This window comes from Xenococcus sp. PCC 7305 (assembly GCF_000332055.1).
Classification (GTDB): Bacteria; Cyanobacteriota; Cyanobacteriia; order Cyanobacteriales; family Xenococcaceae; genus Xenococcus.
Genome location: NZ_ALVZ01000066.1, coordinates 1 through 12,610 on the forward strand (window position 1 = coordinate 1; position 12,610 = coordinate 12,610).

Below are 12,610 nucleotides of genomic sequence, written 5' to 3' on the forward strand. Positions count from 1 at the left end.
GGCGTTGCTGATTTAAAACATGAAAGAATTTTGGACTAATCTTCTTTGCTTCTTTCTTTGCGTCTTTGCGCCTTTGCGCGAAACGAATTCATCTCTGGATTCAGCAACGCCCGCAATCCTTTTTATATTTTCTTATAAACAGCCCCATCAGGCATCTTTGCCTCTCTAAGATCAGTATTGGTTAAGATTGTTCCAGTAAGATCTGCTCCTGTTAAATCCGCTCTATGCAATATCGCGCCAGTAAGATTGGCATAACTTAAATCGGCATCCCGTAGGCTTGCTTCTGTTAAATCTGTAGCTAAAGCATTTTCGCCCCTACCAGCACTCAAATTGGCGCGAGATAATCTTGCTCCATCTAACTTGGCTTGATACAAAAGCGCCATACTCAAATTGGCATAGCTAAGATCGGCATAGCTCAAATCTGCCTGACTAAGATTAGTGCGATAATCAGATGCTGGTCGTAAATCCACTTCAATCATCAAGGCGTGACGAAGTTTGGCTCCGCTAAAATTTGCCCCCTCTAAAATCGATTTAATCAAATTGGCTTTTTCCAAATTAGCTTGAGTGAGAATTGCCCCACTAAGATCGGCTTCTCGCATTACAGCTTGAGATAAATCCGCTTGAGTAAAGTCTGTCCCCCAAAGTATTGACTCGCTCAAATCGGCCGAACGCAAACAAGCATGACCAAAATTACTCCTACCAAGTCTGGCTTGCCGTAAATCTGCTGCGGTTAAGTCAACATTGCTGAGATTGACTTTGATTAATTCAGCTTCTTGCAGGTTAATTCGGGAAAATTGTCTTTCCCCTACTGCGTATCCTGTCAATATTGTTTCTGTTTCCATGTAAACCTTGACTTTATCTAATCTGCACCAGACGTATTCTATCTGCCACTACAAGTTATTACTTATTTAGCACTGAAAAATTTCCTATTCCTCCTAGCTTCAGCTAAACTTTTGATTAGGGCTGATGGGGGAATTCTTCTGATTCTCGTAAACCTTATTGAACTCAGCTATGATAGGTAGATGCTTGTTTCTTTGAGAATTGATAACTTTGCTCTAATCGATTGCCTACAATTGCAATTCGACAAGGGCTTAAATGTCCTGACAGGAGAGACTGGTGCTGGGAAATCGATCATTCTCGATGCAATAGATGCGGCTCTGGGAGGAAAAGTTAATTCTAGTAGTATTCGCACAGGAAGCGATCGCGCAACTATCGAGGCTTCTTTTGCTCTAGACTCTAGTTTGGAAACTTGGCTCAAGCAACAAGAAATCGAATTTTTAGAAGAAAATAGTTTGGTTTGTAGCCGAGAGATAACTGTTACCAAAGGAAAATTGCGATCGCGATCGCGAATCAACGGAGTCTTAGTGAATCGTCAATTGATGGATGAGTTGCGTTCTCAGCTAGTAGAAATCACTGCCCAAGGACAAACAATCGATTTATTAATTTCCGAAAGACAAAGAGAGTTATTAGATTTATATGCAGGCAAATCTCTAGCGAAACAAAAGCAACAAGTTGCGATCGCCTACGAACATTGTCAACAGGCCAAGTCTCAGTTAGAAAAGCGCCGTAAATCTCAACAAGAAAGACTACAAAAACAAGATTTTATTGAATATCAACTTAAAGAATTAGCCGAAGCCAATTTGACCACCGCAGATGAGTTGGACAATTTGGAACAAGAAAGCGATCGCTTATCCCATATCGTAGAACTGCAACAATTTAGCTATCAAGTCTATCAATTTCTTTATCAAAATGATTACGAAGCAGCCGCAGCTTCCGACTTGGTAGGCAAAGCAGAAGCTTTGTTGGTGGAAATGACAGAATACGATAATGGATTGGCTCCTATTTTGGAAATGGTGCAGTCAGGGTTAACGCAAATCACCGAAGCCGCACAACAAATCAATAGCTATGGCGATCGGTTAGAAGCCGACCCCGAACGTCTCGATGAGATAGAAGCAAGAATTCGCCAATTAAAGAATATTTGTCGTAAATATGGCCCCGAATTAGGAGATGCGATCGCAACTCAAGATCACTTGAATGCAGAACTGGCTGAATTAACTAATGATGAACAATCTTTAGCCGCCCTCGAACAGGAATACCTACTCAGTCAAGATGAGTTGGCCCAAACCTGTGCCCAGCTAACCCAACTTCGACGAAAAGCAGCCGTCAAATTAGAAAAAAAGCTCGTCAAAGAGTTAAAACCTTTGGCGATGGATAAGGTGATCTTTGAATCGCGCTTGATCCCCTGCCAACCCACAATCAACGGCGCAGACAAAATTGTTTTCTTTTTCAGTCCCAATCCAGGAGAGACAATTCAACCTTTGGCAGCAACTGCCTCTGGCGGTGAGATGAGCCGTTTTTTGCTGGCGCTAAAAGCTTGTTTTGTGGGCGCAGAAGTTCATTCCCATACTTCTATTTTTGATGAAATAGATGCGGGAGTATCAGGAAAAGTTGCCCAAGCGATCGCAGAAAAACTCTATCAACTCAGCCAAAAACATCAAGTGCTCTGTGTCACCCATCAGCCCTTGGTCGCAGCCATGGCAAATGCCCACTACAAAGTAGCCAAAACCATTATCGAAGAACCGACCCAACAAGAGCGCAATGGAGATTCCCATCTTCCCGATATTCGCACTGTGGTCAGAGTCAAAACCCTTTGCGATCGCCAAGAAGTCATTGAAGAACTAGCCCAGATCACAGGTGGTCATGCAGCAGATGACGCGATCGCCTTTGCCGAATCCCTGTTAATCAAAGCAGCTAAATACCAGAAAACAATCAGAGATTAAACTAATCGCTTACCATCAAACGGAGGCAGTAGGTTCTTCCCTTCTGCCCTCTGCCCTCTGCCTTCAATGGTCAACAATTAAAACTGGACAATCGGAATTGTGATATAACCTCTAGGGGCTTCTCCTTGATTCAGACTTAACCAGTCCTCAAAGTGAGGATGAACCGTCACTTGGCGACCAAAAAAGTAATATTGCGGCTCAGAATCTGACTCAAGATATTCTAAATCGAGATAAATACTGTTATCATCACCTTCAAAGCCACCCCCAACACCAAAAGACGGAGTCCCCCAATTTTTGGGTTGAGTTTTGTCTAGCTGCTGAATCGTGCCTTGGGGAATTATAACTTCGTCTAGTCGCTGCACTTCATCTTCGTTAGTAATATTGACCTCTTGGGCTATTACCTTGGGATTAAAATGAGCGAGCACGGCGATGGTTAATAAACCAACAGTTATTCTACCTGTATATCTAATCAATTGAGAATCCATGATTGATTGCCTCCTCCATACTCGGGACAATTTAATTTGGATAGGGCAATATATAAAAGCTTACAAATTACCACCTATTTCCACTTTACCGCTAATTTCACTTTTGTGGTCTTTCCCAGGAATAATTTAATTGTGAATTTTGAGATAAGTTAACTTTTGACCCATTATCAAAACAATAGCGATCGCCAATGACAGTAGCGATCGCTTTTAGGAATAATTTATATGCAATTTTATCGAGCCTTGATTTATCAAGGAAAGATGGGACTTAAAACTTATTAAGATTGATACCAGCTTCTTTTGCCATAGCATGAATGCCTTTCCGCTCAAGGGTTTTAATGGCTTTTGTCGAAATATGTAATCTTACCCAACGATTGCCTTCTGGCCACCAAACACGCTTCCATTGCAAATTAGCATGTTGTAATCTTTTTGTCCGACGGTGGGAGTGAGAAATGGCAAAAGCATTATTAGCTTTTTTTCCTGTCAATTGACATTTGCGAGACACAGTTAATCCTCCAATCTTATATCACAGCCTCTTATTGTAGCATTCAATCAAGAAAGGAAGGAGTAAAGAATAGATTAGGAATAAAGACGAATAAATTCTAAAGGTAAACCGTCGCTATCAGCAATAAAAGTAACCTCATAAACGCGATCGCATATCTGTTGTTGCCGCGGTTCGAGTAAAATCTTCAACGGACTTACTAAATCAGGGTTTTCCTGAGCTGCGGTGGTGAACTTAATTTTTAATTGCTCCAACCACTCGGGTAAATTATCAGTTATCTTAGTCAACTCAAAAGATAGATGGTAATAACCCACATAATGTTCATCATCAAAAATATCTGGAGTGGGGTTTGGTTGGGGAATTTCCATCAGTTCGATTCTTCCCCCCAGCCCTTCGAGCCAACAGGCAAGAGTGAATCCTGTAGTAAATCGTTCTTTGACGACAAAACCTAGTAATTCATAAAACGCGATCGCCCGATAGATATTAGCAGTACGAATCGAAGCATGATGAAACATAAATAATCACTTAGTCTCCTCTACTCAAAAAGAAACCGATACGGATAGTGACGAGGTTTCCCTGGTTCGGTTTCCAAATGGAAATTGATGATATTCCAATAAGGTTCTTCTGCTGATTCGGCACTAAAAAATACGGGCAAACCGTAAAGTTGCGGATTTTCCGAATTTTCCACTTTTTGCCAAGGCTGATGTCGTTCCAGATAGGAGCTCACCAAATCCTTATAACGATGGGCAATCATAATCTTTGTAGCTCGAAAGCCTTCTGTATAAAGTCTATCTAAAGCTTCATGTATTTCAAAACGAATCCCATCAGGATGAGTATGTTGACGATACCATTTTTCTTCCCAAAGTTTCCAAGATCTCCCCGAGGGTAAATGGACTAACACTTCTGTCTTGGGGTCAGCTTCAAATGCTCCATGCCGTGAGCAAATATAGCTGTCGGTCAAAGTAATGGCTTCAATAGTTTGACGACAATGAGGACATTTAATTTCCGATCCAAATATAGGATATTGTAAGCTTAGATTCATTATATTCGTTCTTTTTCTTCTACCTTACAACATCCTCTCTAAACTTCCTTTAGATATGAATAAATCCTTAATCTTCAACGGTAATTTTGATACTCCTGATTTGTCTGCGGCGGCTTTTGTTGCGAATAATGCAACGGTAATCGGCGATGTTTCAATAGGAGTAGGAGCTAATATCTGGTACAACGCTGTGGTGCGTGCTGATCTAGAAAAAATTGTGATTGGTAAATATACCAATATTCAAGATGGCGCCGTCTTACATGGCGATCCCGGCTTGCCAACAATATTAGATGATTATGTAACAATTGGACATCAAGCAGTAGTCCATTCAGCTCATATAGAAAGAGGCTGCCTAATTGGGATTGGCGCAGTGATTCTAGACGGGGTTACCGTGGGCACAGGGAGTATTATTGGTGCGGGCTGTATTGTAACGAAAGATGTAGCTGAGCGATCGCTGATGGTGGGAGTTCCCGCCAAGAAAATTCGTGATATCACTGAGGAAAAAGCTCAAGATTTAATCAAACATGCACAGCAATATTATGAATTGGCATTGGCTCATGCACAGAGAATTAGTAAGTAACATTTTGCCATCTACAACCTCAATATTTGCCCTTAAGGACGAAGATATTGAAAATTTAGAGGTAATCACAAAGTGAAAAAAAACACCAGCGATCGTCTTCGCTGGCTTCTTTAATTGTTGTTGTTGTTTTTTTTATTCTGGAAAAATCTTAAGTCGTGAGTTCCCAAGTTCGCAACTGGAAGATGTTTCACTACTTAAGAATTGTAACAGAGTATACGAGTCTAATGTAAAAAAAGATTAAAAATATCAATTATTTCTATGAAATTACGATGGAGTTTTTTAGCTTATATTCAATGCTCTATTTATGTTCGAGACCTTTTATAGTTCTTTTGTACTAATAAAAAAGGATTATCCATCAAATAAACGATTAGGGATGGGGACTTTAAGGATGTAGGGGTTAAATCATGAGTTGTAGGGACTTAGGGATAAATATAATTGTATTCACAGTAAAGCTCTCTTCCTGTGTTTATGAGAAAATACACCTCAGATGTGATACCTGGTTCTTCTTGTGATGATTAAAATCCGCCTCTTCGTATTATTTGCAATTTTAAGTTTTGCTTCTGTTGCTCGTGCAGATTTTGGCATGGGAATGTTTAATGCTGCTAACAGCGCAGGCATGAATATTGCTGGCACAGCCGCAATTAATGCAGCGATTGGCAAATCTACTAAAAATGCGGCTAGTTCTTCAACTGCTAGACAAAATTCATCAGCTACGATCTATCCAGAAACTCTAGAATATAGTCCATCTCCAGAGATCTCAGCCAAGCTGAGGAAACGCTTTTGGAATACTATCAAGCAAAATAATCCTCAATCTGCCGAAGAAATTGACACCACATTAAGGCATCAAGATGTGATTGGAACTTTTAAAATTGACATGGCACCCTATGAATTACGAGCAGATAATGTTGGCGATACGGTAACTGCCTATTGGCTGACAATGTGGCTGGTTGCTAATCAAGCTTCAACTCCTTCTAAGAATTTAGTTAAAGCTGTTCAGAATCAAGTTAGCAAAATAGTCCTTCAAAATGAATTAATAAGCAACAAAAACGATGCTCAAAAACAAGTCGTGGCAGAAACCTTAATTTACGAAACGATGCTGGCGTTGGGAATGCATCATCGAGCATTACAGTCTGGTAATCCCTTGCAACTCCAGGAATTGTCTGATGCAGCTTACACAAATATGTTGAAACAAAATATTGATTTACGAAGTTTGGATTTAACACCTCAAGGATTTACAACTAAATAAAATTATTAGTATTACTAAATTAATATGATGGTCAATCTTCACAATTTTTAAGGTATGCCAACCTATTAACAAATAGTAAACTAAAAAATTTCGCGTTGACTACGCCACCATCCTCGAACTATTTTTATTTCATCATAACTGTAATATTTGCCTAGGGATTCTCTAAGGGTTTTGAGGGAAACATCTCCATGTTTAGCAATAGCTTCGACGATCGCCTTTTGCCTTTCCGGTTTCACCAATTGATTTAAGGCAACAGGTTGATTCATTTCCAAAAGATCTCCTAAATGAGTACAAATAGTGCTCATGGCAAAACCCCTTTTATTGGCAATTTCTTCGGGATTTAAACCTTGTTGATGGAGCTGCAAAGTCGCCATTTGACTTTTGCTCGGCAGGGGTTTGGGCAGTTCTTGCGATCGCGTAAAGTCTTGAATAATCGATAAAAACTTATCCCCATATTGTTGCAACTTATGATTGTTTACCCCAGAGATTCTCGAAAATTCTTTGTCATTTTTCGGCTGTAATTGGGACATTAACTTCAAACTAGAATCGGCAAAGATAACGTAGGGAGGCACAGCTTGCAAGTCGGCAATATTCTTGCGCAATACTCGCAGCTTCTCGTAAAGAATTTCGGCTTCGGCTTGGCGAGGACTATATTTAGTTTCCCCTTTGCCAAGTTTCTTCTGGGTCACAGCGATCTGAACCGAGCGCTGCTTTTTGAGGATTTCCCAACTATTTTTGTTTAATCGTAAAATGCGATAACCATCATTAGTCTCGGAAATTAGCCCTTGATGCAACAGCGATCGCACAAGCATTTTCCATTCATCAATGCTTTTTTCTTTGCCAATACCATAGGTAGAAACCAAATGATGTCCATATTGCTGCACTTTTTTATTCCGCGAACCCCGCAACACATCGATCAAATGATTCATGCCAAATCTTTCACGACAACGCACCATACAAGAAAGAAATTTTTGCGCTTCGATTGTCCAATCTTCAATCGGTTTAGGCTCCAGGCAATTGTCACATCTGCCACAATCTCCGCCAAATCTTTCCCCAAAGTAACGCAAAATAATTGTCCGTCGACAAACTGTGCCTTCGGCGTAATCGATAACTTGGTTCAATTGTTGTCTGGCAATTCTTTGTTCATTGGGGTCGGGTTTTTGCTCAATTAAATAATCGACCTTTTTGATATCACCAAAACTAAAAAAGAGAGTCGATTTTGCAGTTTCCCCATCTCTGCCTGCTCGACCCGATTCTTGATAAAAGCTTTCTAAACTACGGGGTAAATCAAAGTGAAACACAAACCGCACATCGGGCTTATTAATCCCCATGCCAAAAGCCACAGTTGCCACAATTACCCTCGCATCATCCCGCAAAAAACGAGTTTGGTTATGTGAGCGAACCTCAGCCTCTAACCCCGCATGATATGGCAAAGCATCAATACCATCATGTTTGAGTTTCAAGGCAATTTCTTCTACTCGACGCCGACTCAAACAATAGACAATCCCTGAACCTGATTGTCGACGAATATCTTTTAATAATTGATAATAGCTATTTTTGTCTTTTGACTTAACTTCATAATGCAAATTGGGGCGATTGAAACTAGCCAAATGCACATTTGCATCGCGTAATCCCAACTGTTGAATAATATCGTCTTGTACTCTTTTGGTTGCTGTTGCCGTGAAAGCAAAGATCGGAGTTTGGGGAAATTGACTACGTAATTGTTTTAACTGACGATATTCGGGACGAAAATCATGTCCCCATTCGGAAACGCAATGAGCCTCATCGATCGCGATCGCATTAAGCCCTAAACCATTAGCAACACGAAGCAAAAAAGAGCGAAACTTCTCAGTTAACAATCTTTCTGGCGCGACATAAAGTAATTTAATCTTGCCTGCGAGAATCGCCTCCTGACGCGATCGCCCCTCAGCATAATCGAGAGTGCTATTGAGAAAAGTCGCCCCAATCCCATTATCCTGCAAGGCATCCACCTGATCCTTCATTAAAGCAATCAAGGGAGAAACCACAATAGTTAGACCTTCTTTCAGCAAAGCTGGCAACTGAAAACAAAGAGACTTACCGCCACCTGTGGGCATAATAACCAATAGATCCTGATTATTAAGAGCTTCCTCGATAATTTTCCTTTGCCCAGCGCGAAAACTATCGTAACCAAAAAAATGTTTTAAAGCAGACTCTAAATCATTAAACATTGACCATTAAACCATTAAGCATTTCAGCAGTTTTGACTGATTGGTAATCGGCGATCGCTAAAACCTTTGGGAGTTTGCAGCAAGGACTTAATCACTTCCCATTCACGATCACGCAGTGCCAGCAGGCTTTGCCTGATCGCTTAGGGCTAAATGAACTCTAACTCGTGGACGCGGGCGCAAATAAGCTATCTATCAACGAAGGGCAAAAAGCTGATGTATCAAGACTTATTACTTATTACTTATTACTTATTACTTCCGCGCAGCGGCACTAGTGATTGCTTCTACAGAGTGCCAAAACCCTTCTTTTTCTTTTGTTTCTTCTTTTTCTTCTTAGCTTGACCACGAAAACCAGGTCTACCACCACCAAACATTCCGCCCATGGGCATATTAGGCATTCCGGGCATACTGGGCATTCCTCCACCCATGCCACCCATTCCTGGCATTCCGGGCATACCACCGCTACCCATTTGCTGCATTAGCGATCGCATTCTGGTAAAGTCTTTGATCAATTTAGAAACATCTCTTTCTAAAAAGCCTGATCCGCTAGCAACTCGACGACGACGGGAAGGAGATTGAGCCAATAATTCGGGTTCGGCCCGTTCGGCTTTGGTCATAGAGTTAATCATCGCTTCAGTGCGTTTGAGTTGGGTTTCCCCTTTCTCCAAATCGGCACCACTGAGTTTATTCATCCCAGGAATTAACTTCATAACTCCGCCAAGGGAACCCATATTTTTTAGGAGGCGCATTTGTTTGAGGAAGTCATTAAAATCAAACCGAGCTTCCATGATTTTGGCTTGCATTTGCGCTGCATCTGCCAAATCAAATTCTTCTTGGGCTTTTTCGACTAAAGTGAGCACATCCCCCATATTGAGGATACGAGAGGCAATGCGATCGGGATAAAAGGGTTCTAGAGCTTCAACTTTTTCTCCTGTCCCAACAAACTTGATTGGTTGACCTGATACTTGCCGCACCGAGAGAGCTGCCCCACCACGAGTATCACCATCTAATTTGGTGAGAATTGCCCCAGTAATTCCAATTTGCTCATGGAAAGTATGAGTAAGATTAGCAGCTTCCTGACCCGTCATCGAGTCTACTACTAGCAAAACATCATCAGGTTGAATGGTTTCCTTTATTTGAGCCAATTCGCCCATCATATCGGAATCAATTTGTAAGCGACCTGCGGTATCAACAATTACCGTATCTACAGACATTTCCCGAGCTTTTGCCAATCCTTGACGGGCAATTTCTACCGGATCGGCATCGGTTCCCATCTCAAATACAGGAACATCGATTTGCTTACCGAGAGTTAATAGCTGATCGATCGCGGCTGGACGATAGACATCTGTTCCTACCATCAAACAGCTACGTTGTTGTTTGCGCAGGTATAATGCGAGTTTTGCGGTGGCAGTGGTTTTACCTGTACCTTGCAAACCTGCCATCAAAATCACGGTGGGAGGTTTATCGGCTTCAGCTAGGGGAACATTGCTTTCCCCCATGACTGCAACCAGCTCGTCATAGACAATTTTGATGAACTGCTGCCCAGGGTTCACCCCAGAGAGAACTTCGGCTCCCACAGCTTTTTCTTCGATGCGAGCAATAAAGTTTTTAACGACTTGCAGGTTCACATCGGCGCTGAGCAGGGCACGACGAACCTCTTTTAGAGCATCTTGAATATTAGACGAACTAATTTTATCTTGACCGCGCAGCTTCTTCCACGCATCATCTAATTTATCTGCTAAAGCATCAAACATAAAAATAAACCTGGATTGATATATTTTAGGATATATATTTTATGTTATCGGATTGCGGGAACCAAGGTTTGAGTCAAAAGTCAAAAGTCAAGAGTCAAGAGTGAGATAAAACCTTAATTTGGGAATTAGACAATGGGGATGGTTCGGATCACTAATTTTTTTAGGATTTACGCAAAATGAAATATTGTTATTCAGTAAATTATCGATCAAAGCCATAAATGCTACTGGGGGACCAGTCCCCCAGACCCCAATCTCGCGCGTTCCTTAGGTGAGGAAACCTCACCAGGGTCGCTCGCCTGCTGGGGCCGGGACGCCGCCCCCAAACCCCTTGCGTAAGGATTAACTGATGAGTTAGAAAATTAGGGATTGTCTTGGTGGTTGTTTAATTTTCCACAATGGAAGTTGTAGTTTCTTAAAAACATATCTCTAAAATATCTTGTACTAAAACCTATGGGAAATTTGCGTAAGTCCTATTTTTATTTGTTCCCTGTAAAAGAAGAAAACAGATAATAATTCAGATAAACTAATAATAGTCGAGGCTATTTAGTTAAATATTTCATGGTTGACCCTCAAGCTGTTTGGCAGACAATTAGTAAGCTTCTGGTTGATAATAAAGATTTAGTAAGAATTTTATTAACTATTGGCGGTTTATCTGTCTCTAGCCTGATTGGTTTTCTCTGGTGGTATCGCAACCAAAAGCGCAAAAGACAATTTCCCCCTGCTATTCCTTCGCCATTTGAAATTATTCGCCCCAATGGTGATGTCTTGTCAGTTGTTTTTCCTGGGAATAAACAAGATCCGCTAGCAAATGCTGAGATTCGCTATCAAGATCGTTGTCCAACTAGACAAGTGAGTGTTCGCCAAGAATTGAGCCAAAAGCTGGGCGCCTCGAATTGGCTACTTATTGAAGGGAGAACGGGGTTGGGTAAAACTAGAGAAGCGGGAGAGCTAGCTCAGTTGTTGAACCGTGAAGGCTGGACTGTAATGTGGTTAAAATTAGGGGCTTGGGTAGATGAACCAACTGCGGAGCATCTGAGCGAACTGAATACCAATCGCAAATTACTTTTTTTGCTCGACGACCTCAATCAGAGAATGTCTTTTGGGGCCAAAGAAAAATCCCCTCGCGCCGAAACATCACCCCTAGAGCCGATAAATGAATCGCTACAAAATCGGTTGCTGCGAAGTTTGACCGCCTATGAACGGTTTTGCAGTAATGGAGAAATCAAAGTCTTAGCCACTGCTCGTAATGAAAGATTTTCTGATATTCCTGGGCAGCCCAGCCCTTGGGATAAGTTGGAAAAAGACAAATATTCCAAATTTTGGAGTCGGTTTACTGTTTACGAATTGCCTGAGCCGGAAGATATCGCTATCGCTCAACTATTACGAGATACCATTCCCGAAACGCAAATTTATGCCCAAGAAGAGAATTTTCTGCCAATTGCCAGAAAGAATGACCAAACTTTCAGAAATGTCGTCGAAAATTTAGTCAGGCTACGCAACCGTAAGTTACCTCTGACGCCGAATAATTATCGCGACACTCTCAAAGAAAACTGGAACAAACGCTATCAGGATGCGGTGCAGAGATATCCCGTCGCAGTTCATATTTATGATGCGGTGGATTTGCTACAACAATTGGGGATTTCTTTAACTAGAGAAATTGTTGAATCTACAGCCTTATTGGTTATGGATAGTCAACCCTGGCAATTATGGTGTCGCTATTCTGTGGGGAGAGCATTAGATTTTTTGATTGATGCCGAACTTGTTTTGACTCCCCGTGATGGACAAATTGAAGCTAGGGAAAGGATGGTTGAACTTAATCGAAAATATGTTCGAGGTTTAACTAAATTAGTTATAGGGTTAACCCAGAAACGGCCAGGATTAATGTTGGGTTCCTTGTATAACTTGGCTAATAATCTTGATGACTATAGCTATTATCAAGAAGCTGTGGTTTGTCTCAATCATTTAATTGCTTATCTTCCAGATAGTCCCGAATTTTCCTTTGTTTGGAGTCTTCGAGGCA

10 protein-coding genes and 1 pseudogene are annotated in these 12,610 nt (G+C 41.2%); 4 read left to right on the top strand and 7 right to left on the bottom strand.

Annotation, left to right across the window (positions count from 1 at the left end; translation table 11 throughout):
- Window positions 1-122: 122 nt before the first annotated feature.
- Window positions 123-842, bottom strand: a complete 720-nt coding sequence (gene hetL, locus XEN7305_RS01810; RefSeq protein ID WP_006507612.1) for a heterocyst differentiation pentapeptide repeat protein HetL — start codon at window positions 840-842, stop codon at window positions 123-125.
- Between the two features lie 180 nt (window positions 843-1,022).
- Here hetL and recN point away from each other — a divergent pair, with 180 nt between their 5' ends.
- Window positions 1,023-2,780 carry a DNA repair protein RecN gene (gene recN, locus XEN7305_RS01815; protein ID WP_006507613.1) on the top strand — a complete coding sequence of 586 codons (1,758 nt, stop codon included), beginning with the start codon at window positions 1,023-1,025 and terminating at the stop codon, window positions 2,778-2,780.
- Between the two features lie 77 nt (window positions 2,781-2,857).
- Here recN and XEN7305_RS01820 read toward each other — a convergent pair whose 3' ends face one another.
- From XEN7305_RS01820 to XEN7305_RS01835, 4 genes are all read right to left on the bottom strand, one after another.
- Window positions 2,858-3,265 carry a hypothetical protein gene (locus XEN7305_RS01820; protein WP_006507614.1) on the bottom strand — a complete coding sequence of 136 codons (408 nt, stop codon included), beginning with the start codon at window positions 3,263-3,265 and terminating at the stop codon, window positions 2,858-2,860.
- 265 nt (window positions 3,266-3,530) lie between these two features.
- Window positions 3,531-3,767: a 50S ribosomal protein L28 gene (gene rpmB, locus XEN7305_RS01825; protein WP_006507615.1), complete on the bottom strand. Its 237-nt coding sequence runs from the start codon at window positions 3,765-3,767 to the stop codon at window positions 3,531-3,533.
- Between the two features lie 74 nt (window positions 3,768-3,841).
- The gene (locus XEN7305_RS01830; protein ID WP_006507616.1) at window positions 3,842-4,279 is read right to left on the bottom strand and encodes a VOC family protein; all 438 of its coding nucleotides are present in this window, start codon (window positions 4,277-4,279) and stop codon (window positions 3,842-3,844) included.
- Window positions 4,280-4,299: 20 nt separating this feature from the next.
- Complete coding sequence (locus XEN7305_RS01835; RefSeq protein ID WP_006507617.1) at window positions 4,300-4,806, bottom strand: TIGR02652 family protein; 507 nt, start codon at window positions 4,804-4,806, stop codon at window positions 4,300-4,302.
- A gap of 55 nt (window positions 4,807-4,861) precedes the next feature.
- Here XEN7305_RS01835 and XEN7305_RS01840 point away from each other — a divergent pair, with 55 nt between their 5' ends.
- Both XEN7305_RS01840 and XEN7305_RS01845 read left to right on the top strand, forming a co-directional pair.
- On the top strand, window positions 4,862-5,383 hold the full coding sequence (locus XEN7305_RS01840) for a gamma carbonic anhydrase family protein (protein ID WP_006507618.1): 522 nt from the start codon (window positions 4,862-4,864) through the stop codon (window positions 5,381-5,383).
- A gap of 511 nt (window positions 5,384-5,894) precedes the next feature.
- On the top strand, window positions 5,895-6,629 hold the full coding sequence (locus tag XEN7305_RS01845; RefSeq protein ID WP_006507619.1) for a DUF6683 family protein: 735 nt from the start codon (window positions 5,895-5,897) through the stop codon (window positions 6,627-6,629).
- Between the two features lie 80 nt (window positions 6,630-6,709).
- On the opposite strand, the gene recQ is transcribed toward XEN7305_RS01845, so the two are convergent.
- Together recQ and ffh are read right to left on the bottom strand one after the other, a co-directional pair.
- On the bottom strand, window positions 6,710-8,839 hold the full coding sequence (recQ, locus tag XEN7305_RS01850; RefSeq protein WP_006507620.1) for a DNA helicase RecQ: 2,130 nt from the start codon (window positions 8,837-8,839) through the stop codon (window positions 6,710-6,712).
- Window positions 8,840-9,120: 281 nt separating this feature from the next.
- The gene (gene ffh, locus XEN7305_RS01855; protein WP_006507621.1) at window positions 9,121-10,590 is read right to left on the bottom strand and encodes a signal recognition particle protein; all 1,470 of its coding nucleotides are present in this window, start codon (window positions 10,588-10,590) and stop codon (window positions 9,121-9,123) included.
- A 558-nt stretch (window positions 10,591-11,148) separates the two neighbouring features.
- On the opposite strand from ffh, the pseudogene XEN7305_RS01860 reads away from it, so the two are divergent.
- A pseudogene (locus XEN7305_RS01860) lies at window positions 11,149-12,610 on the top strand (ATP-binding protein); the annotation flags it as partial.

What these genes read in the sequence shown, in the direction of transcription:
- XEN7305_RS01830 (WP_006507616.1), bottom strand. Translation starts at nt 4,279, where the DNA reads ATGTTTCATCATGCTTCGATTCGTACTGCTAATATCTATCGGGCGATC.
- ffh (WP_006507621.1), bottom strand. Translation starts at nt 10,590, where the DNA reads ATGTTTGATGCTTTAGCAGATAAATTAGATGATGCGTGGAAGAAGCTG.
- XEN7305_RS01840 (WP_006507618.1), top strand. Translation starts at nt 4,862, where the DNA reads ATGAATAAATCCTTAATCTTCAACGGTAATTTTGATACTCCTGATTTG.
- recQ (WP_006507620.1), bottom strand. Translation starts at nt 8,839, where the DNA reads ATGTTTAATGATTTAGAGTCTGCTTTAAAACATTTTTTTGGTTACGAT.
- XEN7305_RS01820 (WP_006507614.1), bottom strand. Translation starts at nt 3,265, where the DNA reads ATGGATTCTCAATTGATTAGATATACAGGTAGAATAACTGTTGGTTTA.
- recN (WP_006507613.1), top strand. Translation starts at nt 1,023, where the DNA reads ATGCTTGTTTCTTTGAGAATTGATAACTTTGCTCTAATCGATTGCCTA.
- hetL (WP_006507612.1), bottom strand. Translation starts at nt 842, where the DNA reads ATGGAAACAGAAACAATATTGACAGGATACGCAGTAGGGGAAAGACAA.
- XEN7305_RS01845 (WP_006507619.1), top strand. Translation starts at nt 5,895, where the DNA reads ATGATTAAAATCCGCCTCTTCGTATTATTTGCAATTTTAAGTTTTGCT.
- XEN7305_RS01835 (WP_006507617.1), bottom strand. Translation starts at nt 4,806, where the DNA reads ATGAATCTAAGCTTACAATATCCTATATTTGGATCGGAAATTAAATGT.